Source organism: Mycolicibacterium sediminis, from assembly GCF_010731735.1.
Classification (GTDB): Bacteria; Actinomycetota; Actinomycetes; order Mycobacteriales; family Mycobacteriaceae; genus Mycobacterium; species Mycobacterium sediminis.
Genome location: NZ_AP022588.1, coordinates 2,452,100 through 2,479,079, shown reverse-complemented (window position 1 = coordinate 2,479,079; position 26,980 = coordinate 2,452,100). Strand labels below are relative to the sequence as shown.

At 69.6% G+C, this 26,980-nt stretch carries 28 protein-coding genes; 3 read left to right on the top strand and 25 right to left on the bottom strand.

The genetic code is table 11. From position 1 onward, the window contains the following. Nucleotides 1-10 precede the first annotated feature (10 nt). The 15 genes from G6N64_RS11850 to rpsJ all read right to left on the bottom strand — a co-directional run bounded on the left by G6N64_RS11850 (nt 11) and on the right by rpsJ (nt 12,236). Nucleotides 11-1,696 (bottom strand): ArnT family glycosyltransferase, encoded by a 1,686-nt coding sequence (locus G6N64_RS11850; protein WP_163797134.1) that lies wholly within the window; start codon nt 1,694-1,696, stop codon nt 11-13. After that, complete coding sequence (locus G6N64_RS11845) at nt 1,693-3,159, bottom strand: glycosyltransferase (protein WP_246231119.1); 1,467 nt, start codon at nt 3,157-3,159, stop codon at nt 1,693-1,695. The genes G6N64_RS11850 and G6N64_RS11845 overlap by 4 nt, the downstream gene beginning before the upstream one ends. Further along, nucleotides 3,156-4,679: a hypothetical protein gene (locus tag G6N64_RS11840; RefSeq protein ID WP_163797132.1), complete on the bottom strand. Its 1,524-nt coding sequence runs from the start codon at nt 4,677-4,679 to the stop codon at nt 3,156-3,158. The genes G6N64_RS11845 and G6N64_RS11840 overlap by 4 nt, the downstream gene beginning before the upstream one ends. Before the next feature lie 9 nt (nt 4,680-4,688). Next, complete coding sequence (locus tag G6N64_RS11835) at nt 4,689-6,602, bottom strand: hypothetical protein (RefSeq protein ID WP_246231118.1); 1,914 nt, start codon at nt 6,600-6,602, stop codon at nt 4,689-4,691. Nucleotides 6,603-6,789: 187 nt separating this feature from the next. Continuing rightward, entirely contained in the window at nt 6,790-7,110 is a 321-nt protein-coding gene (rpsQ, locus tag G6N64_RS11830) for a 30S ribosomal protein S17 (protein WP_163797130.1), read from the bottom strand. Next, complete coding sequence (gene rpmC / locus G6N64_RS11825) at nt 7,110-7,343, bottom strand: 50S ribosomal protein L29 (RefSeq protein ID WP_163797128.1); 234 nt, start codon at nt 7,341-7,343, stop codon at nt 7,110-7,112. Before rpmC ends, rpsQ begins: the two co-directional genes overlap by 1 nt. After that, the gene (rplP, locus tag G6N64_RS11820; protein WP_163797127.1) at nt 7,343-7,759 is read right to left on the bottom strand and encodes a 50S ribosomal protein L16; all 417 of its coding nucleotides are present in this window, start codon (nt 7,757-7,759) and stop codon (nt 7,343-7,345) included. The genes rpmC and rplP overlap by 1 nt, the downstream gene beginning before the upstream one ends. Nucleotides 7,760-7,761: 2 nt before the next feature. Next, on the bottom strand, nt 7,762-8,598 hold the full coding sequence (gene rpsC / locus G6N64_RS11815; protein ID WP_163797125.1) for a 30S ribosomal protein S3: 837 nt from the start codon (nt 8,596-8,598) through the stop codon (nt 7,762-7,764). After that, nucleotides 8,598-9,140 (bottom strand): 50S ribosomal protein L22, encoded by a 543-nt coding sequence (gene rplV, locus G6N64_RS11810; protein WP_163797123.1) that lies wholly within the window; start codon nt 9,138-9,140, stop codon nt 8,598-8,600. Before rplV ends, rpsC begins: the two co-directional genes overlap by 1 nt. Beyond that, nucleotides 9,137-9,418 (bottom strand): 30S ribosomal protein S19, encoded by a 282-nt coding sequence (gene rpsS, locus G6N64_RS11805; protein ID WP_163797122.1) that lies wholly within the window; start codon nt 9,416-9,418, stop codon nt 9,137-9,139. The genes rplV and rpsS overlap by 4 nt, the downstream gene beginning before the upstream one ends. A gap of 12 nt (nt 9,419-9,430) precedes the next feature. Further along, nucleotides 9,431-10,267 (bottom strand): 50S ribosomal protein L2, encoded by an 837-nt coding sequence (gene rplB / locus G6N64_RS11800; RefSeq protein WP_163797119.1) that lies wholly within the window; start codon nt 10,265-10,267, stop codon nt 9,431-9,433. Between the two features lie 37 nt (nt 10,268-10,304). After that, the gene (rplW, locus tag G6N64_RS11795; RefSeq protein WP_163797117.1) at nt 10,305-10,607 is read right to left on the bottom strand and encodes a 50S ribosomal protein L23; all 303 of its coding nucleotides are present in this window, start codon (nt 10,605-10,607) and stop codon (nt 10,305-10,307) included. Continuing rightward, complete coding sequence (rplD, locus tag G6N64_RS11790) at nt 10,607-11,263, bottom strand: 50S ribosomal protein L4 (RefSeq protein ID WP_163797115.1); 657 nt, start codon at nt 11,261-11,263, stop codon at nt 10,607-10,609. The genes rplW and rplD overlap by 1 nt, the downstream gene beginning before the upstream one ends. Then, a complete protein-coding gene (gene rplC, locus G6N64_RS11785) occupies nt 11,263-11,916 on the bottom strand; it encodes a 50S ribosomal protein L3 (protein ID WP_163797113.1) in 654 nt (217 codons plus the stop codon). Before rplC ends, rplD begins: the two co-directional genes overlap by 1 nt. A 14-nt stretch (nt 11,917-11,930) precedes the next feature. After that, nucleotides 11,931-12,236: a 30S ribosomal protein S10 gene (rpsJ, locus tag G6N64_RS11780; RefSeq protein WP_163797111.1), complete on the bottom strand. Its 306-nt coding sequence runs from the start codon at nt 12,234-12,236 to the stop codon at nt 11,931-11,933. Between the two features lie 401 nt (nt 12,237-12,637). On the opposite strand from rpsJ, the gene G6N64_RS11775 reads away from it, so the two are divergent. Then, entirely contained in the window at nt 12,638-13,114 is a 477-nt protein-coding gene (locus G6N64_RS11775) for a hotdog fold domain-containing protein (RefSeq protein ID WP_163797109.1), read from the top strand. Nucleotides 13,115-13,142: 28 nt separating this feature from the next. Here the strand turns inward: G6N64_RS11775 and G6N64_RS11770 are convergent, their stop codons facing one another. Together G6N64_RS11770 and G6N64_RS11765 are read right to left on the bottom strand one after the other, a co-directional pair. Continuing rightward, a complete protein-coding gene (locus G6N64_RS11770) occupies nt 13,143-14,999 on the bottom strand; it encodes a hypothetical protein (RefSeq protein WP_163797107.1) in 1,857 nt (618 codons plus the stop codon). Nucleotides 15,000-15,138: 139 nt separating this feature from the next. Next, nucleotides 15,139-16,737, bottom strand: a complete 1,599-nt coding sequence (locus G6N64_RS11765; RefSeq protein ID WP_409370800.1) for a carboxylesterase/lipase family protein — start codon at nt 16,735-16,737, stop codon at nt 15,139-15,141. A 119-nt stretch (nt 16,738-16,856) separates the two neighbouring features. On the opposite strand from G6N64_RS11765, the gene G6N64_RS11760 reads away from it, so the two are divergent. After that, a complete protein-coding gene (locus G6N64_RS11760; protein WP_163797105.1) occupies nt 16,857-18,107 on the top strand; it encodes a cytochrome P450 in 1,251 nt (416 codons plus the stop codon). On the opposite strand, the gene G6N64_RS11755 is transcribed toward G6N64_RS11760, so the two are convergent. Continuing rightward, the gene (locus tag G6N64_RS11755; protein WP_163797103.1) at nt 18,100-18,732 is read right to left on the bottom strand and encodes a TetR/AcrR family transcriptional regulator; all 633 of its coding nucleotides are present in this window, start codon (nt 18,730-18,732) and stop codon (nt 18,100-18,102) included. The two genes, G6N64_RS11760 and G6N64_RS11755, sit on opposite strands and share 8 nt — an antisense overlap. 95 nt (nt 18,733-18,827) lie before the next feature. Between G6N64_RS11755 and G6N64_RS11750 the strand changes: the two genes are divergently transcribed. After that, the gene (locus tag G6N64_RS11750; RefSeq protein ID WP_163797101.1) at nt 18,828-20,438 is read left to right on the top strand and encodes an MFS transporter; all 1,611 of its coding nucleotides are present in this window, start codon (nt 18,828-18,830) and stop codon (nt 20,436-20,438) included. 8 nt (nt 20,439-20,446) lie between these two features. Here G6N64_RS11750 and mftG read toward each other — a convergent pair whose 3' ends face one another. The 7 genes from mftG to mftA form a co-directional block, all read right to left on the bottom strand. Next, nucleotides 20,447-21,886, bottom strand: a complete 1,440-nt coding sequence (gene mftG / locus G6N64_RS11745) for a mycofactocin dehydrogenase MftG (protein WP_174266795.1) — start codon at nt 21,884-21,886, stop codon at nt 20,447-20,449. Further along, nucleotides 21,883-23,295, bottom strand: coding sequence for a mycofactocin biosynthesis glycosyltransferase MftF (gene mftF, locus G6N64_RS11740; protein WP_163797096.1), 1,413 nt, complete (start codon nt 23,293-23,295; stop codon nt 21,883-21,885). The genes mftG and mftF overlap by 4 nt, the downstream gene beginning before the upstream one ends. Continuing rightward, entirely contained in the window at nt 23,292-24,023 is a 732-nt protein-coding gene (gene mftE, locus G6N64_RS11735) for a mycofactocin biosynthesis peptidyl-dipeptidase MftE (RefSeq protein ID WP_163797094.1), read from the bottom strand. The genes mftF and mftE overlap by 4 nt, the downstream gene beginning before the upstream one ends. A 135-nt stretch (nt 24,024-24,158) precedes the next feature. Continuing rightward, nucleotides 24,159-25,364, bottom strand: coding sequence for a pre-mycofactocin synthase MftD (gene mftD, locus G6N64_RS11730; protein ID WP_163797092.1), 1,206 nt, complete (start codon nt 25,362-25,364; stop codon nt 24,159-24,161). A 1-nt stretch (nt 25,365) separates the two neighbouring features. Next, the gene (gene mftC, locus G6N64_RS11725) at nt 25,366-26,547 is read right to left on the bottom strand and encodes a mycofactocin radical SAM maturase (RefSeq protein ID WP_163797090.1); all 1,182 of its coding nucleotides are present in this window, start codon (nt 26,545-26,547) and stop codon (nt 25,366-25,368) included. After that, a complete protein-coding gene (gene mftB, locus G6N64_RS11720) occupies nt 26,544-26,852 on the bottom strand; it encodes a mycofactocin biosynthesis chaperone MftB (RefSeq protein ID WP_163801650.1) in 309 nt (102 codons plus the stop codon). Before mftB ends, mftC begins: the two co-directional genes overlap by 4 nt. Continuing rightward, entirely contained in the window at nt 26,849-26,956 is a 108-nt protein-coding gene (gene mftA / locus G6N64_RS11715) for a mycofactocin precursor MftA (protein WP_163797088.1), read from the bottom strand. The genes mftB and mftA overlap by 4 nt, the downstream gene beginning before the upstream one ends. Nucleotides 26,957-26,980 lie beyond the last annotated feature (24 nt).

The window sequence follows — 26,980 nt, the reverse complement described above, 5'->3', positions numbered from 1 at the left end:
CGGCGGTGGGTCAGCCCGCGCCGGGGTCCGTCCCCGGCTCGTTGACGCGGTACAGGCGCCAGGTGGGTTGACTGTCGCCGTCGTTGGGGATCTCGAGTTCGAGGGTGGCGACGTCGGCGCCCGTCTCGTACAGCGTGGGGTAGCGCGTGTTGAGCGCATCCGACTGCCCACGCCCCTCGGGTGGGACCGCCAGCAGGTACCGCACGCCCTCCCCCACCGGATCGTTGAGCAGCTCGGTGAAGTCGGGGTCGGACGGCACCACGAAGGTCTTCGGCTTCGTCGAGGCCGCGACCACCGCGAAGCCGTACACGGTGTCGACGATCACCGAGGACTCCGGCAGGTCGAGCCCGTCGAGGTAACGGGCGATCTCGCGCTCGGTGGAGAAGCTCGCCGCGATGCGCCGCTCCACGGCACTGCGGTCGGACAACCCGCCGACGTCCGGCGCCAGCACCGCCGCGAGCGCGTACTCCTGTGGCGCGAACCTGGGCAACGTCATCGCGTAGGCGGCCGCCGGGACCGTCACCGCGAAGACCAGCGCGGCGCAGCCGTATGCCAACCAGGGCCGTCGCGCCGGAACGGGGTCGACCGTCGGCGGCGAGTACTTCCCGCGCCGCTTGGGCCGGGCGAAGCCGCGCTCGGGCACCGCCAGCATCGCCAGGCACGCACCCATCGGGATCGCCGCGATGTAGAAGCGCAGGAATCCGAACGTCGAACCGGATGCGTAGCTGTAGGTCTGGAAGGCCAGCACCGCGCCGAAGAGTGCGAGCGGCACCACAAGCGTCGGCCAGTAGGGCCGGCGGAGGCGGACGACGCCGGCCCACACGGCCAGCGGGATCAGCGTCGGCGCCAGCAGCGTGATGCAGGTCGCGGCGAACACCAGGCCGCCGCCGAAGTCGTCGACCGGTTGACCGGTCTGCGCGAGGATGGCCGAATTGCCGTACTGAGAAGTGAACTGCGCGAACAGCTCTCCGGTGATGAGCCAGCTGGTCACCGCCCACCCGAGGAACGCCGCGAGCCCCGGACCGCTGACGAGCAGCAGGTTGAGGATGGCCCGCTTCCGCCGCGGCTCGGCCGTCGCACGCCGGTAGGTCGTGATGCCGACGACGATGCCCGCGGCGAAGATGCACGCCACCGCGTCGTAGCGGGTCAGGTAGGACAGGCCCATCGCGACGCCGCCGGCGGCGATGAGGTGGTGCACGTCGTCGTCGATCATCCACGAGATCAGGCGGCGCACGGCCCAGGTGACGAAGAACAGGAACGGCGCCTCGCTCATGCCGTTGGACCCGTAGAAGACGATCATCGGGTTCAATGCGAACAGCGCGGTGATGGCCACCACGTAGCCGCGCGGCAGGCCGCGGTCGGTGCCCATCGACATCACCTGCACCACGGCGCCGGACATGAACACCGCCGACATGATCGATCCGGCGAATGCCCTGTCGGCCAGCGCGGGCCACAGCGGGCTGAGGGTGATCGGCGGGATCTGAAGCATCGCGGTGAGCGGGGTGAAGATGAACCCGATGGCGGCGAGATGCGGGTCGCGGCTGAACAACACGCTCTGCGCCGCGGACACCCGGGACAGCGAGTCGCCGAGGATGAAGCCGTGCCGCACCTGCAGCCAGTAGCCGACCGCCAGGTACACCGCGAGCGTCCCGACATAGGCCAGCGTCTTGAGCCGGCGGTCCGACAGGCGCGTCACGTCGGTTCGTCGTCCTCGTCGTCGGGCCGCTCGGACAGACCGTGGAACGTCTTCTCCCAGTACGACGGCTGACGGATCAGCTGGTAGGTCCCCTTCGCGGCGGCGATGCTCATCATCAGCCAGAACAGCGGCACGGTCAGCGCCGCGACCAGCAGGTCGGGCCGGTCGTCCTCGCGGATGGAGATCAGGTTCATGTACAGCGTCGCGAAGTTCCCGAAGATGAGTGCGACGAGCGCGGGAAAGTAGATGTACCAGGGGAAGACGGCGCCGATCACCTCGGGCTGGCCGAGGAACCAGCTCGCGGTGATCAGCCAGAACGCCAGGTTCAGCACCGCGATGATCGGCGTGCCCGCCAGCACCAGGTTGAACCGGATGAAGCTGCGCCACCCGATGGTCCGCACCAGTTCCCGCGGCCGCCGCATGTGCACCAGCCACGTCTGCAGGTAGCCCTTGTACCAGCGCGACCGCTGCCGGATCCAGTTGATCGGATCGCTGTTGGCCTCCTCCAGCGTCACCGATTCGAGGACCGCGGTGCGGTAGCCCGACCCGGCGATCCGCAGCCCGAGGTCGGCGTCCTCGGTGACGTTGTACGGATCCCACGACCCGATCTTGTCCAGGACCGGGTGCTTGAGGTGATTGGAGGTGCCGCCCAACGGGATCGGCGACTCGGTGCTCATGAGCCCGGGTAGCAGGTAGCCGAACCACAGCCCGTATTCCGCGGTGAACCAGCCGGTCAGCAGATTCTGGCCACCGTTGTGGTACGCCAGTTTCGCCTGGATGCACGCGACGTCATCGGGCAGTTCGGCGAACGCGGCGACCACCCGTCGCAGCTGCAGGGGCTCGGGCAGGTCCTCGGCGTCGTAGATCGTGATGATCTCGCCGGTGGCGAAGTGCAGTCCGTAGTTGCACGCCTTCGGTTTGGTGCGCGGTTCGGCGGGCGGCACCAGCAGGATCGTGATCGCGGCGGCTTCCTTGCAGCGTCGCGCGGCCCGGATCGTGACGTCGTCGTCGGCCTCGAGGAGCAGGAGGACCTGCAGCTTCTCCCTGGGATATTCGAGCGCCGCCATGGCGTTGATCAGGTCGTCGACGACCTCGGGCTCGTTGTAGGCGGGCACCAGGATCGTGTACGGCGGCAGGTCCGCGTCGGGGATGGCCCGGGCCTGCTCGTCGGTGACGACGATGGGCCGCGACTCCAGTCCCCGACGGAAGACGTACACGCGGTCGGCCATCGTGCATACGTAGCCGAGGGTGCAGATGCCGATCAGCACGACGACCGTGCCCATGGGCGACCAGATGCCGAACCCGATGACGACGGCGAGGGCGATCCCGACCGCGGCCTTCTGCCACCCCATGATCGGGATGGCCGCCGACCGCAGGGGGTCGTCGTCGCGCAGCGCGTTGATCGACCGGTGCAGCGCGCGGTCCTGCTCGGCCTCGGTGAGCGAGTCGACGGCGTAGGTCACGGCGCGAGCCCGAGGGGTTGCAGCTGCGCGGCGACCAGACCGCGGCCGAACACCGTCAGCAGTTCGGCGTCCTTGAACTCGGGGTTGGTGTCGTCGACCGCGGAATTGCCACGGAACAGCACGGTGACGAGGGTGTTGAGCGTGGACAGCAGCGCACCCGAGGGTTGCGGGAACGGCGCGTCGTCCTCGTGGTTGTCGACGGTGAAGACGAGCACGCGTTGCGCGCGGTCGGCGTTTCGCCACGTCCACTGCAGCATGTTCCACGTGACGAGCAGCTTGTCGTCGACGCCCGAGATCAGCTCACCCGTAACGCCGTAGCCGAGGTCGACGCGCCGCACCTGGCTCAGTCGGGTCGCGGTGACGTCGTAGAGCACCTTGGCGGGGTAGACGAAGAACGAGAACGCCCGGTTGGTGTAGACGTTGTCGACCACCACCGTGCGCGGTCGACTCAGCTTGTCCCACCGGGGGTTTCCGACGTCGGCGACCATGCGCTCCCGGGTCAGCATGGCGGCCTTGCCGTGGAGTCGCTTGACCCACGGGTACTCCTCGGCGCCGGTGGATTCCCACCCGGCGGGTGCGGCCAGCGGCCCGGTGATCTGCAGCGCGTCGAACTGCTGGACCGGCGGGCTGCCCTGGGCGGGGAGCTTCACCAGCGTGAGGACGACGGTGACCACGACGAGAACCGGCAGCACCGACAGCACCTGCTTGGCGGCCAGCGGTTCGACCTTGCGGTCCAGTGGGCGCTTGGATCCGCCGCGGCGGGCCATCAGGAACATCGCCGTCGCGACCAGGACGATGGCGGTCAGCGACGGGACGATCTGATAGAGGAAGACCGGCGCCGAGTCGAAGAAGAAGTTCATCACCAGCAGGATCGCGAGACCGATGGTCCAGGCCGCCGCCGCCCCGATCCACGCCCGTCGGGAGGTCCGACCCACGGCGATGGCCGTCGCCGCCCCCGCGATGATGAGCGTGCCCGCCCCCGCGGCGAATCTGCTCCCGCCGAGCACGATGACCATGACCTGGTACGGCAGGGTGAACACCATCAGCATCAGGACCCAGACGCCGAGGAAGCGGCCCACCGGGCGCAGCCCGAACAGGAGTATCGCCGAGCTGATCACGAACACCCACATGCCGAGCAGGTCGAAGCGCAACAGGTGGAACCACATGCCGTAGCGCCGCATCAGGACACCGCACAGCAGTACGGCGAAGACGAGTCCCATGACGCCGACGATGACGTCGGTCTGGCGGTCGTGGATGGGAAGTTCCGTGCGCGGCCTGCGCGCGACGCCCTGTGCCGCGAGGATCCCGGCGAGCGGCACCATCCACACGTAGCCGTTGAGTCCTGCGCCTCGGGTCGTGTCGTACAGGCTGATCAATGACGGCCAGAACGCGATCAGCGTCAGCACCACGATCACCAGCCACCGCAGCGCGACACGGGTCGACGGACGGAGCAGGAACGCGGCGAAGGGGCCGGGTTCCTTCGCGGGCTCGGTGACCTCCGCGCTGATGGTCGTCGTCATCGCCGTCGCCTAGGCACTGCGCCTGCGGCGCAGGACGAGCCAGGCGAGGAGCGCCACCACGGCGGCCAGGCCGGCGCCCATGGCCACCAGCACCGTCGGGTTGGCGCCCGTCGCGACGAGCTGTCGGTCCGCCTCGGGGGTGGCGGCGTCGAAGCTCACGGGCGCACGGTCGGCGACGGCGATCAGTGCGTCGCCGTCCAGGTTCGCCCAGCGCCGCGGGTCCGCGTCCAGATACGCGAGCAGCGAGTCGAGCTGGTCCGCGGCCCCGTTGGACGTGGCGACCACGACGGTCCTGGACCCGTCGAAGACCGTCTGCAGCGAGCCGAACCGCAGGCCTGGATCGAGGGTCAGGGTGGTCGGGTCGCCGCCGCCGACGGGTTGGACGGCCAGTTCGGCGGAACCCCTGGTCGCGACCGGGAGCGCGAGACGGTCGTCCGACCAACCGTCGGCGGAGATCAGCAGGGCGGGCCCGGGCGCACCCGCGGCCTCGTCGAACGGCACCACCGTGGTGTCGAGCGGCAGGTTCGACAGCCGCTGCAGCCCCTCCATCAGGGTCACCGCGCGGGCGGTGTCGGCGAACGCGTCGGTCCCGATCCCGATGGTGGTCCGCGGCATCAGCGCCTGCGGCAGGCTCTGGAAGCCGCCCGGCACCGGGGTCGTCGCGGCGGCGCTCTGCACGGTGGTGGCGCCGTCGATGGTGAGCTTCACGGGTTGGAACTCCCCGCAGCGTCCGGTGTTTCCGCTGAGGTCGATCGCGACGTCGAGGTTGGTGTACCGGGTCAGCAGGTCGTTGGGGACGGTCACCCAGCGGTCGATCGCGCCGGAGGCCTCGATGGGCCAGCGGTCGACGGCCTGACCGCCGACCGAGGCGACGACCCGTCCCCCGACGCTGGCGGGCAGCGGCGTGTAGGCGCCCTTGAGGTGGACGCGCACGTCCTGGACCGGCCGACCCAACCGAGTCTGGTCCAGGCCGATCGACACCTGCGGTTCGAGCGCGGTGGCGTTCACGCCGGGCTGGCCGAGCTGACGGATGGTCGTCTCGTTACCGGGTAGCTGTGGGCTCGACTTGATGGGACCGGCTATGGCCTTGGACGCCAGCGCAAGCTGCGAGAGGTTGCTGCTCAGCAGACGCGACTGATTGGTCAGGTCGTTCCCGCCGCCGGTGATGAGCAGCGAGGGAACGCCCTCACCCTCCAGCGTCACCCCCGCAGCGGGTCCCTCGCGGATGACGATCTGGCGTTCGAACGGTTGCGACGGGCCGGTCGGCGACGTGGAGTCACCGGGGAGGGCGACGACGTCGACGTCGGTGCTCTGCTGCCCGTACCGGGCGACGACCGCGGTGGTGAGACGCACCGCGGCGTCGGACTCGGCCTGGGACGGCTGCTGCGGGACGAACAGCGTGAGCTTCTGCAGCACCGGCGGGAGGAAGTCGGCGACCACGGCCGGAGGCTGCTCGCGACCGACGAACGCGACCGCCGGCTGCGAAAGCCGCAGCGGCGAGTCGCTGTTCGACAGGCAGTACCCCTCGGGCGGCAGCAGCTGACTGCGCAGCAGGACCGTGACGGCGTTGCCCTCGATCTGGGCGCCGACGAGCGGGATCGAGATGGGCGTGCGGTCGGCGGGCAACTCGACGCGTGAGACGGTGCTGCTGCCCTGAGTCACGGTGAGGACGCCGGCGCGGACGTTCGGCGGCAACTCGACGACGGCGTCGAGTGCGGCGGGGGCCAGGCCGGCGGGCACCGGGAAGGTCAGGGTCTGCGTGCCCTGCAGGCCGTACATCTCGAGATCGCCCTCGACGCCGACGGCGGCGAGCCGCACCGTCGGTGCGTCCGCCGCGAGGCCGACGTCACCCGGCGCCGCGAGGGCCGGCGGAGCGATCGCGGGAAGCATCCCCACCACCGCGCCGGCGCAGACGATCGACATTGCTCGGCAAACGGTCGGAAGCTGTGCCCTCACGCCCCGGATGTTAATTGACGATGCAAGATCATTATTGGCTTCGCGGCATCCGTCTCCCGTGTCGGCGCCGACGACCCCGGAGAACACGAAAGCCCCCGCACGCTCGTGGCGTGCGGGGGCTCCGCGTCTGCGACCTTCTGCAAAGGTCGGTGTGCTACTTGGCCTTTTCGAGGACCTCGACGAGACGCCACCGCTTGGTGGCCGACAGGGGCCGGGTCTCCATCAGGGAGACGCGATCGCCGACGCCGGCGACGCCGTCCTCGTCGTGCGCCTTGACCTTCGTGGTGGTCCGGATGATCTTGCCGTAGAGCGGGTGGCTCTTGCGGTCTTCGAGTTCGACGACGATGGTCTTCTGCATCTTGTCGCTCACCACGTAGCCGATGCGGGTCTTGCGACGACCGCGGACCGTCTCGGTGCGCGGCGTGTGCTTGGGGCCGGCCTCCTTGTTGGTGGCCTCATTCTTGGTGTCAGCCATTACGAATCCTCACCTCCGGGTCCGGCGGCCAGACCCAACTCACGTTCACGCAGCACCGTGTAGACGCGCGCAATTTCCTGTCGCACGACACGCAGTCGACGATTGTTCGACAACTGGCCGGTGGCCATCTGGAACCGAAGGTTGAACAGCTCTTCCTTCGACTCACGCAGCTTTTCGTTCAGCTCGTCGTCGGTCAGCTCGCGCAGGTCACCAGGCGAAGTTCCCACTGCCATCAGAACTGCTCCTCTCTGGTCACGATGCGGGCCTTGATCGGCAACTTGTGGATCGCGCGGGTCAAGGCTTCGCGGGCGATCTTCTCGTCGGGGTAGCTCAGTTCGAAGAGCACGCGGCCCGGCTTGACGTTGGCGACCCACCACTCCGGCGAACCCTTGCCGGAACCCATGCGGGTCTCGGCGGGCTTCTTGGTCAGCGGGCGATCCGGGAAGATGTTGATCCACACCTTGCCGCCACGCTTGATGTGCCGGTTGATGGCGATACGAGCGGACTCGATCTGCCGGTTGGTGATGTAGGCATGGCCGAGGGCCTGGATGCCGTAGTCACCGAAGCTCACCGACGTACCGCCACTGGCGATGCCACGCTGCTGTGGATGGTGCTGCTTGCGGTGCTTGACCTTGCGGGGAATCAGCATGACTAGCTCTCCGTAGTGCTCTCGGCTGCGGGTGCCTCGGCAACCACAGCGTCGGTGGCGGGCGCCTCTTCGGTGGCCGCACGACCGGCCTCGGTGCTCGTCGCCGTGGTGCCCGAGGCGCCACTGCGGCGCGGACGGGTGGCACCGGTGGGACGCTCACGACGCGGACGATCGGCACCTGCCGGCGCGGCGGCGGCCAACTCACGCTTGCCACCGACGATGTCGCCCTTGTAGATCCACACCTTCACGCCGATGCGGCCGAAGGTGGTCTTGGCCTCGTAGAGGCCGTAGTCGATGTCGGCACGCAGGGTGTGCAGCGGCACGCGACCTTCGCGGTAGAACTCCGAGCGGCTCATCTCCGCACCGCCGAGGCGGCCCGAGCACTGCACTCGGATGCCCTTGACGTTCGGCTGACGCATCGCGGACTGGATCGCCTTGCGCATGGCACGGCGGAACGCGACGCGGTTGCTGAGCTGCTCGGCGACGCCCTGGGCGACGAGCTGCGCGACCGACTCCGGGCTCTTCACCTCGAGGATGTTGAGCTGGACCTGCTTCTTGGTCAGCTTCTCCAGGTCGGTGCGGATGCGGTCGGCCTCGGTGCCGCGGCGACCGATCACGATGCCGGGACGCGCGGTGTGGATGTCGACGCGGACCCGGTCACGGGTGCGCTCGATCTCGACGTCGGCGATGCCGGCGCGCTCGAGGCCCGTGGCCAGCAGCTTGCGGATGGCGACGTCTTCCTTGACGTAGTCCGCGTACTGCTTGTCGGCGTACCACCGGGACTTCCAGTCGGTGGTGATGCCGAGGCGGAAGCCGTGGGGGTTGATCTTTTGGCCCACTACTTCGAGCCTCCCTTCGCGTCAGACGCTTCGGTAGTCGTTGAACCGGCCTTGGAATCGGCCTTTGTTTCGGCCTTCTTGGCGGACGCCTTCTTGGACGGAGCAGTGGCGGCTGCCTTGCTGCCCTGAGCGCGGCGTGCGCGAGCGGCGGATGCCGAGGCGCCGCGGCTGCTGCCACCCTCGCGGGGCGGCCGGCTCTCCACGATCACCGTGATGTGGCTGGTGCGCTTGCGGATCCGGTAGGCACGCCCCTGGGCGCGCGGTCGGATGCGCTTGGCGGTCGGGCCCTCGTCGGCGTAGGCCGCGGCGACGACGAGCGTCGACGGGTCGAGGCCGTCGTTGTTCTGGGCGTTGGCCGCGGCACTGGCGATCACCTTGGCCACCGGCTCGCTGGCCCCCTGGGGCGCCCAGCGGAGGATGTCCAGCGCCTCGGCGACGGACTTGCCGCGGACCAGGTCGATGACCCGGCGGGCCTTCGACGCCGAGACGCGCACGAAGCGCGCCTTCGCCGTCGCGGACGGGAATTCGGTAACAGTGCTCATCGCCGCTTGCTCTTCCGGTCGTCCTTGATGTGACCCTTGAAGGTGCGCGTCGGGGCGAACTCGCCCAGCTTGTGCCCGACCATCGACTCGGTGACGAACACCGGCACGTGCTTGCGACCGTCGTGGACGGCGAAGGTGTGACCGATGAAGTCGGGGATGATGGTGGAACGACGCGACCAGGTCTTGATGACCTGCTTCGTGTTCTTGTCGTTCTGTACGTCGACCTTCTTCAGAAGATGGTCGTCGACGAACGGTCCCTTCTTGAGACTCCGTGGCATCGCTGGATACTCCTAGCGCTTGTTCTTGCCGGTGCGACGGCGGCGGACGATGAGCTTGTCGCTCGGCTTGTTCTTGCGGGTACGACCTTCGGGCTTGCCCCACGGGCTGACCGGGTGCCGGCCTCCGGAGGTCTTGCCCTCGCCGCCACCGTGCGGGTGGTCGACCGGGTTCATCACGACACCACGGACGGTCGGGCGCTTGCCCTTCCATCGCATGCGGCCGGCCTTGCCCCAGTTGATGTTCGCCTGTTCGGCGTTGCCGACCTCGCCGACGGTGGCGCGGCAGCGCACGTCGACGCGGCGGATCTCACCACTGGGCATGCGCAGCGTGGCGTAGGCGCCTTCCTTGCCGAGCAGCTGGATGCTGACGCCGGCCGAGCGACCGAGCTTGGCACCGCCGCCGGGACGCAACTCGACGGCGTGGATCACGGTGCCGGCGGGGATGTTGCGCAGCGGAAGGTTGTTGCCGGGCTTGATGTCGGCGTTGGCGCCCGACTCCACGACCGTGCCCTGACGCAGTCCCTCGGGGGCGATGATGTAGCGCTTCTCGCCGTCCAGGTAGTGCAGCAGCGCGATGTTCGCGGTGCGGTTGGGGTCGTACTCGATGTGCGCGACCTTGGCGTCGACGCCGTCCTTGTCGTGGCGACGGAAGTCGATGACGCGGTAGGCGCGCTTGTGGCCGCCACCCTTGTGCCGGGTGGTGATGCGACCGTGCGCATTACGACCGCCGGTGCTGTGCAGCGGGCGGATCAGCGACTTCTCCGGGGTGGTCCTGGTGATCTCGGCGAAGTCGGAGACGCTCGAACCGCGGCGACCGGGGGTCGTCGGCTTGTACTTGCGAATAGCCATTGCTTCTAAATCTCTCTAATCTCTAGCCCCCGGCCGATCAGGCCGGTGCTCCGAACAGATCGATCGGCTTGCTGCCGGCGGCCAAGGTGACGATGGCGCGCTTGGTGCCCTTCCGCTGGCCGTAACCGGTGCGGGTGCGCTTGCGCTTGCCCGGACGGTTGGCCGTGTTCACGGAATCGACCTTGACGGCGAAGATCTTCTCGACGGCGATCTTGATCTGCGTCTTGTTCGAGTCGGGGTGCACGATGAACGTGTACACGTTGTCCTCGATCAGGCCGTAGCTCTTCTCGGAGATGACCGGGGCCAGGATGATGTCGCGGGGATCGGTGACGTTCGCCATCAGGCCGATGCCTCCTCTTCCTTCTTGGCGTTCGCCGAGACGAAGGCGTTGAGCGCCTCGACGCTGAACACCACGTCGTCGGCGTCCAGGACGTCGTACGTGTTGAGCTGGTCCGGCGAGATGACGTGCACGCCAGGCAGATTGCGCACGCTCTTCGCGCCGACCTCGTCGCTGCGGCCGATGACGACGAGCACCTTGCGGCGGTCGCTGAGCGTGCCCAGGAACGTCTTGACGGCCTTGGTCGACGGGGTCTGCCCGCTGATCAGTTCGGTCACGGCGTGGATCCGCTCGTTGCGGGCCCGGTCCGAGAGCGCGCTGCGCAGGGCGGCGGCGATCATCTTCTTCGGGGTCCGCTGGCTGTAGTCACGCGGCTTCGGGCCGTGCACGACGCCACCGCCGGTGAACTGCGGTGCACGGGTCGAACCCTGACGGGCGCGGCCGGTGCCCTTCTGGCGGTACGGCTTCTTGCCACCGCCGGAGACCTCGGCGCGCGTCTTGGTCGAGTGCGTGCCCTGGCGCTTGGCGGCCAGCTGCGCGATGACGACCTGGTGCATGAGCGCCATGTTGGGCTCGACGTCGAACAGTTCGGCGGGCAGCTCGACGCTGCCGTCGGTCTTGCCGTCCGGCGTACGTACGTCGATCTTTGTCGATGCCATTACTTCTCACCTCGTTTGATCGCGGAGCGAACCACGACGAGTCCGCCATTGCGGCCGGGGATGGCGCCCTTGATCAGGATGACGCCGTTCTCCGCGTCGACCTTGTGCACCTTCAGGTTCTGCGTGGTGATGCGGTCGCTGCCCATGCGGCCGGACATGCGCGTGCCCTTGAAGACGCGACCGGGGGTGGAACACCCACCGATCGAGCCCGGGCGACGGTGCACGGCCTGCGCGCCGTGGCTGGCGCCCTGACCCTTGAAGCCGTGACGCTTCATGGTGCCCGCGAAGCCCTTGCCCTTGCTGGTGCCGGTCACGTCGACGAATGCGCCGTCGACGAAGATCTCGGCGGTCAGCTCCTGGCCGACCTCGTACTCGGCGGCCGCAGCCTCGTCCTCGAGCCGGAACTCGGCGAGGTGGCGGCGCGGGTTGACACCCGCGGCGGCGTACTGACCGGTGACCGGCTTGGTCACCTTGCGGGGGCTGATCTCACCGTAGGCGAGTTGGACGGCGCTGTAGCCGTCGCGCTCGGGGGTACGGATGCGGGTCACCACGTTGGGGCCGGCCTTGACGACCGTGACAGGAACGACCTTGTTGTTCTCGTCGAACACCTGCGTCATGCCCAGCTTGGTGCCCAGAATTCCTTTGCGTGCCATGGTTTCTGGATCTCCTACTGAATGTTGACGTCGACGCTCGCCGGCAGATCGATGCGCATGAGTGCGTCAACGGTCTTCGGCGTCGGGTCGAGGATGTCGATGAGGCGCTTGTGCGTACGCATCTCGAAGTGCTCCCGCGAGTCCTTGTACTTGTGCGGGGACCGGATGACGCAGTAGATGTTCTTCTCCGTCGGCAGCGGCACCGGGCCGACCACGCTGGCACCCGTGCGGGTGACCGTCTCGACGATCTTGCGCGCCGAGGCGTCGATCGCCTCGTGGTCGTAGGCCTTCAGCCTGATGCGGATCTTGTTTCCCGCCACGCTTCTCCTACCTCACTACTAACTGGCTTCCACGCCCTGGGCGTGAAAGACCTCTGATATTCGTGCGCATGCCCGCAGGTCTCCCTGCGATGCGCGCGCTGGCTGTGCCGCCGCTGTTTACGTATCTCTGGTTCACCGACCCCCGCGGTCGGGTGTGTCGCCCTCGCGCATACTCGATTGCGACTGATTTCGTCACGCTCGAGGTTGGGACCGGACGTGCCCCTAAGGGCACTGGTCGCATGCCGCCACCGGGCAGGCCCGAAGGGCACCGTCCCGGCTGAAGGCAACCCGAACAGTATGCCTCAGATGCGGGCGGGCACCAAATCCCCGGGCAAGGCCGCTGAGGGGCGCCCGACACGCGGCCGACCACTCAGAACTTACTCGGGAGTAAGGTCTGCGCGATGAGCAGCTCCCCCACCTACCGCGCCTGGCAGAGCCTGTCGACCAAGCCCATCGGCAGCCGACTGTTCTCCCTCGCCGCCATGGCACGCGTCCCGTACTTCGCCGCGGTCCTGCCGCACGTCGTCCGGATGGAGCCGGGACTGGCCGAGGTGACGATTCCGAAGTGGCCGATGATCCACAACCACCTGCACACCGTCCATGCCATCGCGTCCTGCAACGCCGCGGAGATGGCGATGGGGATGCTGATGGAGGCGACGGTGCCCACGACCCACCGCTGGATCCCGAAGGCGATGACCGTTCGGTACCTCGCCAAGGCGACCACGTCGCTGCGGGCGCGCGCCGAACTGGCCCCGCCCGACTTCGACGGCATCACCGAGGGCGTCGACGTCGTCGTGCCCGTCAGCGTCACCGACCGCAACGGCGTGGAGGTCGTGCATGCCGACATCACCACCTGGGTGTCGTCAAGAATCCAGTAGTTCGGGTGCGGATCGGGACCAGAAACCCCTACGACCCATTTCGTCCTGGCTGCCCGTCACTGGCTCCGCCGACACCGCCGGCTCCGCCGCGGCCAGGTGTGTTCTGGACTCCGGTCACATTTCCGCCGGTGCTGCCGCCCATACCTCCGTTACCGCCGATACCGGTCTCGCTCGTACCGCCCGTCCCACCGTTGCCTGCGATCGTGTAGGCGGAGCTGCTCTGGTTGACGGACTGGTTGTAGGTGCCGCCACCCGTGCCACCGACGCCGCCGTTGCCCGACACGCTGTCGCCGCCGGCTCCTCCGTCACCTGCGAACTGATCGAAGCCAGCGCCATCGGTGACCGAGATGCCACCGCCGGTGCCGCCCCTGCCACCGGTCCCGACTGTGCTGGAGCCGCCCTTACCGCCTCTTCCTCCTTGCGGTTGGAAGGAGGAACTGGTTGTCACGCGGCCGCCATCGCCGCCGTTCCCTCCGCCCATGTCGCCGGCGCCGCCCATGCCGCCATTGCCGCCCATCGGCTGGCCGGAAGAGCTGGTGTTGCTTCCGCCGTTGCCGCCGTTCCCGCCGACACCGCTCAAGCCCTGAACGCCGGGCTGTCCGGCAATGGCGCCGCTACCGGCGATTCCGGGACGACCGCCGGGGCCGGCATTGCCGCCGTTGCCACCGTCGTACGCAGGAGAATCTTTGTCGCCGCTGTCCAGGTTGGCGCCGTTGGCACCGTTGCCACCGTCACCACCCTCGCCACCGTCGCCGGCGTCTCCGCCGTTGCCTCGAACTCCGGTCAGCCCGTCGCCGCCGACCTGGCCTCCGATGCCGCCCGTGCCGGCAGCACCACCCTTGCCCGCATCCCCCGCGGCACCGCCGTTGCCACCGTTTCCGCCGTTGCCGCCCGTGCCGCCGATGTCCCCCTTGCCGCCCTGGGCGCCCGTGAAGATGCCGTCGTTGCCCTCCTCGCCCTTGGCGCCCTTGGCGCCGTCTCCACCGGCACCGCCGCTGCCCGCGTCGCCACCCCGACCGCCGTCACCGTTGAGTCCGGCGGCGCCCACCGAGCCGAGGAGTCCCGAGCTGCCGCCTGCGCCTGCGTTGCCACCAACGCCACCAGCACCGCCGCTGCCGCCGTCCTGCCCGGCTAGCCCGTCGCCGCGGGCGTTGGTGGACGACGCATCGCCACCGGAGCCGCCACTGCCTCCCGCGCCACCGATGCCGCCGGCGCCACCACGTCCACCGCTGCCGATGAGCGACCCGCCGGCGCCGCCGCGTCCGCCCGCACCTCCGCCGGTGCCGGGCCCTCCCGCCTGACCCGCGGAGCCGGCCGAGCCCTCGGCGCCCGCGCCACCGGCGCCTCCCGCGCCGCCATTGCCGATGAACAACCCACCGCGGCCGCCGTCGCCGCCGGCCAGGCCGGTGCCTGCGACCGCGTCACCGCCGTCACCGCCGGCTCCCAGCCATCCCGCGTTGCCACCGCTACCGCCGTTGGCACCCCGGCCACCGTTACCCATCAGCAGCCCACCGCTGCCCCCGTCGCATGCCGGTCCCGCACAGTCCGCTGCCGCGTCAGCACCGTTACCGATGAAGTTGCGGATGAACGCCGCGATCGGGTCGGGTTGCGTCGCGGCCGATCCGACGAACGCGGCGAACAGAGGATGGGACGCCGTCAGAGGCCTGGGCGCCACGGCAGAAGCCGAGTTCGCACCCGTCACCACCAGGCACAACGGGTCACACGACACCGGAGCCGAGGGCCCCGTCGACAGCGTCATCCGCTCGGCGCCGGACCCGTCCGCACCCGAATCAGCAAAGGCGATCAGCGGAGCGCCGATCATTCCGCCGACACCCAGCGCGACAGCCAACCCGCCCACACGACCGACATGCCACAAAGCACTCACAGAGATCTCCATCGTTAGCTACGGCAGGCAGCTCCCGACGCGTTGGGGTCAGTATCACTGACGCGAGACCCAGGCGAGCGCCATTGAGCGTCCATTAGGCCAGGTCGACGACACTCGACTCGTTGCCCCAGGGCTCGGCTCAGCGACGCAGATCGGCCCAGAAGTCGCACTGATGTACACGGGCGAAGTCGTCGGTGACCCGGACGGCGTCCGGCGCCAGCGACAGCCGCCGGCCGTCCTTCGCCTCCGGCCACGCGGGCAAGCCGTCCACCTCGGGCGAACCGGTCCGGACAAACGCGCTCCAGTAGTCGATCATATGGTCGCTCAGCACCTGCTGCGGCGGGGTGAGGGCCGGTGCACCGCCGACGTCGAACAGGTACCGCAGCTCCAGTGAATGGCTGGCGCCGACGGGGAACGGCAGGGTGCGGAACGGCGCGGGCATCGGCGGGTCCCGGTCGGTGAACTCGTAGGCGTGCACGGGAGCGTCGCGGCCGAGGTCGCCGACGATCCGCTCGTCGACACAGGTGAACTCGCCGTCGGTCACGGCCGCCGAGTACGCCAGCGGCGCACTGCCGCCGTACCGGTCCAGCGGGTAGCGGTCACCGACCGCCGCGGCGTCGGCGCCGAACGTCTGTGCCAGCACCCTGGGGTAGTCGCTCGCCGGCAGGGGCTGACCCCGTAGGTACTGCAACGCCATGAACAGAGTGAACTCGTCGCGGTTGCTGCCGATCAGGACCGGCACGCGCGCAGCGTCGCCCGCGGCGAAGGCCACCATCGGGTCGACGGGCAGGACGGACGTCCCAGTGACCGGTCCGCTGAGGGCGTCGTCGCCGATCCGGAAGTAGTCGACCGGATCCCGCAGCCGATTCACCGGCAGCGCGCGTAGGCAGGCTGCCGCCGTTGCGGGGTCGGCGCAGCCGACGTCACGGGCGTAGTCGACGCTGATCCGCTCGGCCCGGGCCAGCGGCAGCTGCGCCTGGCACGGGCCGCTCTGGATGATCGCGCCGCGGAACAGGTCTCGCGATCCGGGGGCGACGAGGTGGTCGCACACCGACATGCCACCGGCCGACTCCCCGGCGATGGTGACCCGGTCGGGGTCGCCCCCGAACTCCTCGATGTTGTCCCGCACCCAGCGCAGCGCCGCCTGCTGGTCGGCCAGGCCGTAGTTGCCCACCGCACCGGGCGCACCGAGCGCCGGGTGCGCGAGGAAGCCGAGCGCGCCGAGCCGGTAGTTGATGGTGACGACGACGACGTCGCCGCGGGTGGTCATCCACCGGGAGTCGTAGATCCCACTGCTGCCGTTGATGAAGGCGCCGCCGTGGATCCACACCATGACCGGGCGCTTCTCGTTCGACACGGGCGGCGTCCAGACGTTGAGGCGCAGGCAGTCCTCGTCGGTCTGCCTGCCCATCTCGAGGTCGCCGATGTCCTGGATGCAGCGCGGGCCGAGCCGGGTCGCGTCGCGTACGCCGCCCCACGACGCGGGCGGTGCGGGTGGCTCGAAGCGCAGCGGCCCGGTGGGCGGCGCGGCGTAGGGCAGCCCGCCGAAGAAGCGGTGGTCCGGTGCGACGACGCCGCGGACGGCACCGGTCGCGGTCGACACCACCGCCGGGTCCGCGGGAGCGGCGGGCGGGCTCGGCGCGGTGTCCGCGCCACCTCCGCAGCCGATGATCAGGACCAGGACGGCCAGCAGCGTGATGACGCCCCGGCCGATTCGCCGCGTCGTCGGGTGGGCCACGACCGCCGAGCCTAGTGGGAACCGGTGACGATCCGGGCAATCCGGCCACCGCGACCTCGCTCTCCCCCTAAACTCCGTTGACACCCGTCAATTAGCGAGCCCGCGAGCGAGGAACTGCCATGAGCACGCCCACCATGGACGACGCGGCCAAGGTCTTGGCCGACCCCACCGCCTATGCCGACGACGCCCGGCTGCACACCGCACTCACCCACCTGCGCGCAAACAATCCGGTTGCCTGGGTGGATAATCCGCCGTATCGCCCGTTCTGGGCGATCACCAAGCATGCCGACATCATGGCGATCGAGCGGGACAACGAGCTGTTCATCAGCGAGCCGCGGCCGCTGCTGTCGACCGCGGCGGCCGACGACTACGCCAAGGCGCAGCTCGACGCCGGGATGGGCTTGCGCACGCTGATCCACATGGACGATCCGCACCACCGCAAGGTGCGGGCGATCGGCTCCGACTGGTTCCGGCCGAAGGCGATGCGCGACCTCAAGGTGCGCGTCGACGAACTCGCGAAGCGCTACGTCGACCAGATGCGCGACATGGGCCCGGAATGCGACTTCGTCACCGACGTCGCCGTCCAGTTCCCGCTGTACGTGATCATGTCGCTACTCGGCCTGCCCGAGGAGGACTACGGCCGCATGCACATGCTGACCCAGGAGATGTTCGGCGGGGACGACGACGAGTACAAGCGCGGCACCACGCCCGAGGAGCAAATGGCGGTCCTGCTCGACTTCTTCGGCTACTTCGCCCAACTGACCGCCGCGCGGCGCGAAAAGCCCACCGGCGACCTCGCGTCCGCGATCGCCAACGGGCGCATCGACGGCGAGCCGATGTCGGAGGTCGACACCATGTCGTACTACGTCATCGTGGCCGCCGCCGGCCACGACACCACGAAGGACGCCATCTCCGGCGGACTGCACGCGCTGATCGAGAACCCGGGCGAACTCGACCGATTGCGCGCGGACCCGAGCCTGATGGGCACCGCGGTCGAGGAGATGATCCGGTGGTCGACGCCGGTCAAGGAGTTCATGCGCACCGCGACCGCGGACACGACCGTCCGCGGGGTCGACATCGCCAAGGGCGACTCGGTCTACCTGGCCTACGTGTCGGGCAACCGCGACGAGGAGATCTTCGACGATCCGTTCCGCTTCGACGTCGGGCGCGACCCGAACAAACACGTGGCCTTCGGCTACGGGGTGCACTTCTGCCTGGGAGCCGCCCTGGCGCGGATGGAGATGAACAGCCTCTTCACCGAGCTGGTGTCGCGGTGGGACTCGATCGAGCTGGCCGGCACGCCCGAGCTGAGTGCGACGACGTTCGTCGGCGGGCTCAAGCACCTGCCGATCCGCTACTCGCTCAGGTAGTTTCGTCCCGCCGCGAGTGGGTGGCGAGGTAGCCGTCGACGGCCACCTCGGCGATCTCGCGGTAGTCGAAGTCGGGCAACGTGCTGAGCTTGCCCAGCACGATCGGGCCCAGCAGCAGCGCTGCGGCGCGCGTGCGGTCCACCTCGCCGAGCTGTGCCTGCGCCTCGGCGCTGTCGAAGATCGCGTCGAACGGCGCTGCGTAGAGTTCGGCCACCCGCTCGCGCAGGGTCCGGACCTCCAGGCTCTCCGCCGACCTCTTGGCCGCCCCCCACGGCAGCTGCTCGAGGTCGCCCCCGAGCGCGAGCCACGACATCGCGGCCAGGCTCACGGGCACCTCGGCGATCAACTCCGCCTGCGCACGGACGGCCGAGACGAGTCGATCGCGCAGTGACCCGTCGTCGGCGGGGATCGGCGCGGGCGGGATCAGGGCGTGGAAGGCCGCTGCCAGTAGGTCGTTACCGCTCGGGAAGTGCCGGTAGAGGGTGGCGCGGGCGACGTTGGAGGCGCGCGTGACCGCGTCGACCGTCACGGCGCTGGGACCGCCGGCACTGAGTAGCGCCGTGGCAGCGTCGAGGAGGCGCGCCCGCGAGCGGGCGGGTCGGGGGTCGGTACGCCCTGCGGTCACCGGTGTCGTTCACCTCCACGCGAGAAACAAGACTGTTAGTCTCGTATCGAGACCAGCTGTCTTGAAAATAACGCATCTGTCGGACGGAGACTCTCGTGGCCGACACCCTCCCCCGGCAAGATCAGCCTACCGACGCCGCGATGGCCGCCCTGACGTCGCGCTCGCGACTGTGGCTCCTGATCGTCGCCTGCCTCGACGTCAGCATCGTCGTGTCCTCGATGATCGCCCTCAACACCGCCCTGGGCGACATCGCCGTCGACACGTCGGCCACGCAGACGCAACTGACGTGGGTGGTCGACGGCTACACCCTGGTCCTCGCGTGTCTGCTGCTGCCCGCCGGTGCCATCGGCGACCGCTACGGCCGTCGCGGCGCCCTCCAGATCGGGCTGGCGATCTTCGCCGTCGCGTCGTTCGCCCCCATCGTCTTCGACAGTCCGCTGCAGATCATCGTGGCGCGAGCCGTCGCGGGTGCGGGTGCGGCGTTCGTCATGCCGGCCACGCTCTCGCTGCTGACCGCCGCCTACCCGAAGTCCGAGCGAAACAAGGCCGTCGGCATCTGGGCGGGCGTCGTCGGGTCCGGAGCGGTGCTGGGCTTCCTCGGATCGGGGCTGCTGCTCAAGTACTTCGAGTGGCAGTCCATCTTCTGGTCGTTCGGCGGCGCCGCGGCCGTGCTGTTCGCGTTGACGCTCACGGTGTCCTCGTCGCGTGACGAGAACGCCACCCCGCTCGACTGGCGTGGCGCAGTGCTGATCGGCGGGGCGGTCGCGATCTTCGTATTCGGCGTCGTGGAGGCGCCGGTGCGCGGGTGGGGCGATCCGCTGGTCTACGGCTGCATGCTCGCGGGCGTCGCCATGGCCGGGGCGTTCGCGATGGTCGAACTCCGCCGGCCACACCCCCTGCTGGACGTTCGGCTGTTCGGCAAGCCGGACTTCGCCACCGGGGCCGTCGGCATCACCCTGCTGTTCTTCGCCAACTTCGGCTTCTTCTTCGTCGTCATCCAGTACATCCAGCTGGTGATGGGCTACAGCGCGCTGACCACCGCACTGGCCATCGCACCACTGATCGGGCCGGTGCTGGTGCTCAGTGCGACGAACAACTGGTATCTGCCGCGCCTGGGGCTGCGCCTCGTGCTGACGGTGGGCCTGATCCTGATCGCCGCGGGGCTGATGTCGATGCGTCTGCTCGAGATCGACTCCTCCTACCTGCAGCTGGCGTGGCCGCTGCTGGTGATGAGCACCGGCATCGGATTGTGCACCGCACCAACGACGTCGGCGGTGATGGGTGCGGTGCCCGACGAGAAGCAGGGCGTCGCGTCGGCGGTCAACGACGCGACCCGGGAGATCGGCGCGGCACTGGGCATCGCGGTGGCGGGATCGATCCTGGCCGCGCGGTACGGCACCCTGCTCGGCCCCCGCCTGACCGACCTCCCCGAACAGGTGCGCGCCCCGGCGATGGACTCGCTCGCCCAGGCGCTGGCGGTCGCCGACCGGTTGGGCCCCTCGGGTGCGCGGCTCGCCGAGACCGCCCGGTCCGCGTTCCTCGAGTCCATGAACTCGTCGCTACTGGTGCTCGCCACGGTCATCACCGTGGCCGCCGTGCTGATCGGCCTGTGGGCGCCGGGACGCGATGGCAGGCAGTTGCGCCCTGTTCGCGCGCTGACTCGCGACCGACGGGCGGACCCCTCCGGTCGGCACCGCGCACCGTAGCGGCCCGGTCACTCGCCGACGAACTCCGCGGCCCGGTGCCCGATCATCACGATCGTCGCGTGCGGACCGCGGCTGGTGATGCTCGGCATGATCGACCCGTCGACCACCCACAGCCCGTCGACCCCGCGGACCCGACACCTCTCGTCGAGCGCCGAGGTGCCGTCGGTCCCCATCGGCACCGACCCGCACAGGTGCTGGGACGTCGACCAGAACGACTGTCGCGCTTCGTAACCCGTGCCCGCGAGGTCGTGGGCCAGGTCGGCTCCCGCCTCGAGCGCGGCGACGTCGGCGGGCTCGCCGTCGTAGCGGTGCTCGAGTAGCGGCGCGACGTCGGGGTCCGCCGAGACCAGGCTCAGGACGCCCCTGGCGCGGGGTCGAACCAGCGTCACACCGAGGTGCGGCCGGTCCTCCGGATCGTCGCCCGGCCCACCCGTCATCGCGCCGAACCCACAGGTGTACGGCCTGATCTCCACGTCGTCGGTGACGAGGACCGCCTCGAGTGGTGGCCGGCCGGGTGCGGCGGGCCAATCGACGGGGAGTACGAGTTCGGGGTGGTCGGCGAACCCGGTCCCGACCGGGAGGTCCACCGTCACCGGCACGCCGGCGGCAGCCAGCATGCCCGCCGGCCCCACGCCGGACAGCAGCAGCAGGTGCGCCGATCCGATTGCCCCGGCGGACAGCACGATTCGATCGGCGGTCAGCAGCCGGGCACCCTCGGGACCGACGCACTCGACACCGGTCGCACGGCCACCGTCGAAGCGCACCCGGGTGACCCGGGTGCGGTCGAGGACGGCGAGGTTGCCCCGGCCGGCGGCGCGGCCCAGGAACGCGCCACCCGGGCCCACCCGGGTCCCGTCGTCGATGTTGAGCGGTACCGCCCCGACTCCGGTCCCGACGGCGTCCTCGGCGGTCGAGCCGTTGAGGTCCTCGATCCACGGGAACCCGTGCCGACGGGTCGCCTCGATGAAAGCCCTTGCGCCCTCTTCGAAGTGGGTGACCCGGCGAATGGTCATCGGACCGTCGCCGCCGTGCAGCGGACCGCCGAAGTCACGGTCGGTCTCGACGGCGCGGAAGTGCGGGAGGACGTCCGACCAGCTCCAGCCGGGCACGTCCCACCCGTCGAAGTCCGCGGGCAGCCCGCGACAGAAGTAGCCGCCGTTGACGGCACCCGAGCCGCCCACCACGGCTCCGCGCACCAGCATGGCCGCCCGCGGCGGGTCCTGGGTCAGCGTCGTCCGGTAGTGCCGCACGACGGAACTGGCGGGGCCGATCGGCAGCCGCAGGCCGTCGTCGATCTGCGCCGACACCCGGGGATCGCCGGGTCCGGGACCGGATTCGACGACCACCACCGACCGGTCCGGGTCTGCGGAGAGCCGTTCGGCCAGAACGCATCCAGCGCTTCCCGCACCGACGATCAGGACGTCGGCGTGCGTGGGCCGCCGGCTCACGTCCGGATCTGCGGCTTCAGCGCGCCGAGGTGGCGTTCGCGCACGACACCGGTCCACAGGCCGAGACCGTAGGCGATGTCGTCGAGTCGCTTGAGCAGGAGGTAGCCGAGCAGGCCGACCCGGTGCGAGTCGTCCTCGGCGTTCGCGTGCCGCGTCGCCCAGTCGACGACGCCGTCGACGACGGCTGCCACAAGGACCACCTGGCGGCAGCGTTTGAATAGCACGGCGGCGAGCAGCGCCACCGGCCAGTAGTGCCGGCATATCGCGGACGCCAGCTGCAGCGCGGCGGCCCACAGGCCGTGCGCCGCGACGGCGGCGACCTCTCGGGGCTCGGTGTCCACCGAGCTGAGCGACTTCGCGATCCGGCGTCCGGTCAGCACTGCCACCGCCGTCGACGCGAGGTAGCCGAACCCGGAGCCCATCGCCAACAGGACCCACACCAGCAGCGTCCAGCCCGATATCACCAGCGGCGCGGTCTTGCCCGGGTGCCGCACCGACAGGGGCGCGGCGGACGACCCGTAGAACGCCTTGCGCAGGAACCAGTCCCGCAGATCCGTCCGGTGGTCGTGCCCGACGAGCGCGATGGGCTCATAGCGCAACCGGTCACCGGCCTCGATGAACCTCCAGCAGAGGTCGACGTCCTCCCCGGACTCCAGTGTCTCGTCGAACCCGCCCACCTCGAGCAGCGAACTCCTGCGGCAGATGATGGCAGCACTGGGCACGTAGGACACCTGGCCGAACGGAACGACCGGCGCCTCGCGCTGTCCGAGATCCAGCGACGAGCGGACTGCCTCGTACCTGGCCACCAGGTTGTCCGGTTCGTGCAGTGCGACGATGCGCGGCGCGACCATGGCGATCGCTGGGTCGCAGAAGTGTCCGAGCAGCGCCTCTAGCCAGCCGCGACGTGGCACCACGTCGGAGTCGAGGAAGGCGATCAACTCGGTGGTGCACGCCGCGAGACCGGTGTTGCGGGCGGCGGCGGGACCCCGGCTCTGGGCGTGCCGCAGCACCCTCACCTCGCATGGCGGGCCGTCGAAGTCCTGCATCCGGATCGGGACGGCCGAGCCGTCGTCCACCACGATCACGCACATGCCCCGAAGTGATCGGATGAGCCGCTGCACGCCGGAGACGTTGTCGCGCACGGGGATAACGACGGTGACGTCACGGTGCGAGGGACCCGTCGCGGGTCGCGGATGTGCCACGGTGGCATCGAGCAGGGTGCGCGCGAGCTGCGCACTCTGGGCGTCGCAGACCTCCAGCCGGCCGCCGCGCAGCATGGTCTGAGCCGCGGGCGCCAGGCGTAGCAACCGCGTCGGCGACCCGCCGAGCAGCGCCGCACCCTCCCCGAGCACCCTCACCCGACGGTCGACCTGAACCGCGAACCCGTCGGGCAGCCTCGGCCCCGTCACGCGAGCATCCCGCGGTGGTCCGGCGCCCAGGCGGCGATGCGACGGGTGGCTGCGTCCACCATCTCGGCGAACACGGCCAGGCCCTCCTCGGCCGTCGCCGTGGTGGGGTCACCCAGGACCCCGACCGGGCTGACCGCGGCGACCCCGCCGCGGCGCATCGTGGGGAGCAACTCGGCCAGCGGTGCGGCATTGCCGGCCACGCACTCGTCGAGGCGCACGTCCTCCGGCGAAAGGTGCAGCAGTAGGGACGTTTCGGTGCGTCCGGCGTGGGCGTCACCGCCACGGACGGTGCACGACGTCCACGCCACGTCGCGTCCCTCATGCCGAAGCAGCGACGTGGCGTCGGCCAGCGCCTCGACGTTGCCGCCGTGGCCGTTGACGAAGACCACGCGCGATGCCCACCGGCACGCGGACCGGCCGAACTCGACGAGCAGCAGGTGCAGGGCCGACGTCCCGATGGACACCGTCCCCGCAAACCCCTCGTGCTCACCGCTCGCGCCGTAGCTCACGGCGGGGGCCAGGGTCCAGTCGCCCGGGAGTCGTCCGGCGACCGTCCGGGACACGGCGGTGGCGATGCGGGTGTCGGTGTCCAGGGGAAGGTGTGGCCCGTGCTGCTCGATGGAGCCGACGGGGACGACCACGGCGGGAGCCAGGTCGCGGAGCTGTCTCGACGTCGAGATCCCAAGCTCACTGGGGTATGCCACCCGCCGATGGTAGGCCGAATTCACCTGCCGTGCGCCAGTTGTTGGTGTTTGCCCGGTATTCGACGCCGACGACCACTCCAGCGGCGCCGATTCCTTCACGTCCGTACCGTCAGCCACGTCCGCACCAGGGGGCCCAGGCCGTTCGTGCCCTGGCCGGGATCAGTCGTCGGCGCCCTCGGGACGTTCGGTGGGCACGCCGAGCGTCCTGGTGAAGCCGGCGGGTACCAGCACGTCGTCGGGGCACAGGTCGTGCACCGACGCCTTGCCCAACCCACGCAGCGCCGAGGCGATGCCGCCCTCCATCAGGTCGAGCACGTTCTCGACGCCGGGCTGCCCCTCGGCGGCGAGACCCCACAGGTACGCGCGGCCGATCATGACGGCGCGGGCACCCAGTGCGAGGGCCTTGACCACGTCGCTGCCGCGGCGGATGCCGCCGTCCAGCAACACCTCGACCTGCTCACCGACCGCCTCGGCGATCGCGGGAAGCGCACGGATCGACGCCGGCGTGCCGTCCAGGTTGTTGCCGCCGTGATTGGACACCGAGATCGCCGAAACACCCGCGTCCACGGCACGTTTCGCGTCGTCGACCCGGATCACGCCCTTCAGCATGAACGGACCGCCCCACATCTCGCGCAGCCACGCGACGTCCTCCCAGGTGGGAGGCGGGGTGCCCATCCACTCGCCGTAGGCCTGGAAGAACGGCGGTCCGGGTTCGCCCTTGGCGCCCTGGTTGGGCACCGCGAGGGTGGGCGGACGCATGGTCTTGGCCCACTGCAGGAACCAGCGCGGCTTGGTGACGACCTCGGGGCTCATCTTGACGATGGTCTTGAGGTCCATCTTCTCGGGAATCTTGGGGCTGCCCCAGTCCCGGCCGTGCGAGAAGCTCCAGTCGGTGGTGAGGATGAGGCCCACCGCACCGGCGGCGCGAGCGCGCTCGACGCGGGCGGTGATCGCATCGCGATCCCCGAGCCAGTAGATCTGGAAGAACAGCTTCGGGTTGGCGGCGATGACCTCTTCGATGGGCTTGCTCGCGAAGGACGAGAGCCCCATCGCGGTACCCCTGGCGGCGGCAGCGCGTGCGACGGCGACCTCGCCGTCGGGGTGCACGGCCTGCACGCCGGTCGGCGAGATCAGCACCGGCAGCGAAACGTCCTGTCCCATCACGGTCGTCGAGAGATCCCGCTTGTCGTGCGCACCGATCACGTGCGGCGCGAAGCCGATCTCACCGAAGGCCTCGACGTTGTCGGCGACCGTCAGTCCCTTCTCGCTCGCGGAGATCAGCGACGAGTAGGCGGACTTGGGCAGCCGCTTGCGCGCACGCTCCTGCGCGATGGAGACGGTTTCGAACCAGATGTCACGAGCCATGTCAGACGGGACTTTCGTTGCAGAACTTCTTCGGGGGGACGGTGAGCAGCTTGAGCGGGATCGGACCCTTGCGGCCGCCGGTGCGCGAGTGGTCGCCGCTGGGCTTGGGCTTGTCGCGCTCCAGGGCCAGCGCGGGCTCGCCGAAGCCCTCTACGCACTCGGGATCGGGTCCGTCCAGCGGCAGGCCGGTGAAGAACTTGGCGGCCATGCACCCGCCACGGCACGCGTCGTAGTGGCCGCAGCCCGTGCAGGCGCCCGCGGACTGCGGCTCGCGCAGCTCCGTGAACAGCTGAGAGTTCTGCCAGACGTCCTGAAATCCGTTGCTCGTCAGTATGTTTCCGGCGAGGAACTTGTCGTGGATCGCGAAGGGGCATGCGTAGACGTCGCCGATCGGGTCGATCAGGCACACCACGCGACCGGCACCGCACAGGTTCAGCCCCGCCAACGCACCGGGCTCGCCGAGGCCGGACAGGTGGAAGAACGAGTCGCCGGTGAGCACGCCCTCGCCGCGGGCCACCAGCCAGTCGTACAGCTGGACCTGCTGGGCGGCCGTGGGGTGCAGCTCGTCCCACACGTCGGCACCGCGACCGGAGGGACGCAGCCGGGTGATGCGCAGCGTCGCCCCGTAGGAGTCGGCGAGCGCCTTGAAGTCGTCGAGCTGGTCGACGTTGTGGCGGGTCACGACCACGGAGATCTTCGCGTCCCGGAAGCCGGCCTCGGCCAGGTTCTCCAGCGCCCGGATCGCCATCGCGAAGGAGCCAGGACCGCGCACCTCGTCGTTGACCTCGGCGGTGGCGCCGTCGAGCGAGATCTGGACGTCCACGTAGTCGCTGGCCGCCAGCTTTGCCGCCACCTCGGGGGTGATGCGCACGCCGTTGGTCGAGAACTTCACGCCGACGTGATGCTCGGTCGCGTAGTCCACCAGCTCCCAGAAGTCCGACCGCACAGTCGGTTCCCCGCCGCCGATGTTGACGTAGAACACCTGCATGCGCTCGAGTTCGTCGATGACGGCCTTGCACTGCTCGGTGGTCAGTTCGCGCGGATCGCGCTTCCCCGACGCGGACAGGCAGTGCACGCACGACAGGTTGCAGGCGTAGGTCAGTTCCCACGTCAGGCAGATCGGCGCGTCGAGGCCACGCTCGAACTGGTCGACGAGCCGCGGGACGGGCTGCATCGTGGTCATCGGATCTCCTTGCGTACCAGCATGTTGGACTTCACCAGGACACCGAGGGCGTGGACGTACGGCGCCTGCGCGTCGACGTCGACGCCGGCCGCACGCAGCGCGGATCTGGCGTCGGGGTGATCGCCGAGTGCGTCGACGACGTCGACGATCGTGCGGTTCTTGAGGAACGAGAGCTTGCGGGTGCCGAAGTGGTACAGCAGCGCACCGAACGGTTCCGGCCGGACCGACACCTGATGGTGCAGCCGCCAACCGAGGTCGGGGTCGAACGCCGCCGCACCGTCGGTGGCGGGCGCCGGCACGGTCAGTAGACCCCGCACATGCCGTCGATCGACACCTCTTCGACGAGGCTCTCGGTGACGAGTTCGTCCTGGGTGTCGATTTCCACGGGTGCCTGCTGAGCCTGCTCCATGATGTGTACCTTTCGCGTCGTGGG

Coding starts and splice junctions, on each gene's coding strand:
- G6N64_RS11840 (WP_163797132.1), bottom strand. CDS start 4,679: ATGACGACGACCATCAGCGCGGAGGTCACCGAGCCCGCGAAGGAACCC.
- G6N64_RS11835 (WP_246231118.1), bottom strand. CDS start 6,602: ATGTCGATCGTCTGCGCCGGCGCGGTGGTGGGGATGCTTCCCGCGATC.
- rpsQ (WP_163797130.1), bottom strand. CDS start 7,110: ATGGCTGACACCAAGAATGAGGCCACCAACAAGGAGGCCGGCCCCAAG.
- rpmC (WP_163797128.1), bottom strand. CDS start 7,343: ATGGCAGTGGGAACTTCGCCTGGTGACCTGCGCGAGCTGACCGACGAC.
- rplP (WP_163797127.1), bottom strand. CDS start 7,759: ATGCTGATTCCCCGCAAGGTCAAGCACCGCAAGCAGCACCATCCACAG.
- rplV (WP_163797123.1), bottom strand. CDS start 9,140: ATGAGCACTGTTACCGAATTCCCGTCCGCGACGGCGAAGGCGCGCTTC.
- rpsS (WP_163797122.1), bottom strand. CDS start 9,418: ATGCCACGGAGTCTCAAGAAGGGACCGTTCGTCGACGACCATCTTCTG.
- rplB (WP_163797119.1), bottom strand. CDS start 10,267: ATGGCTATTCGCAAGTACAAGCCGACGACCCCCGGTCGCCGCGGTTCG.
- rplW (WP_163797117.1), bottom strand. CDS start 10,607: ATGGCGAACGTCACCGATCCCCGCGACATCATCCTGGCCCCGGTCATC.
- rplD (WP_163797115.1), bottom strand. CDS start 11,263: ATGGCATCGACAAAGATCGACGTACGTACGCCGGACGGCAAGACCGAC.
- rplC (WP_163797113.1), bottom strand. CDS start 11,916: ATGGCACGCAAAGGAATTCTGGGCACCAAGCTGGGCATGACGCAGGTG.
- G6N64_RS11775 (WP_163797109.1), top strand. CDS start 12,638: ATGAGCAGCTCCCCCACCTACCGCGCCTGGCAGAGCCTGTCGACCAAG.
- G6N64_RS11760 (WP_163797105.1), top strand. CDS start 16,857: ATGAGCACGCCCACCATGGACGACGCGGCCAAGGTCTTGGCCGACCCC.
- mftD (WP_163797092.1), bottom strand. CDS start 25,364: ATGGCTCGTGACATCTGGTTCGAAACCGTCTCCATCGCGCAGGAGCGT.
- mftC (WP_163797090.1), bottom strand. CDS start 26,547: ATGACCACGATGCAGCCCGTCCCGCGGCTCGTCGACCAGTTCGAGCGT.
- mftA (WP_163797088.1), bottom strand. CDS start 26,956: ATGGAGCAGGCTCAGCAGGCACCCGTGGAAATCGACACCCAGGACGAA.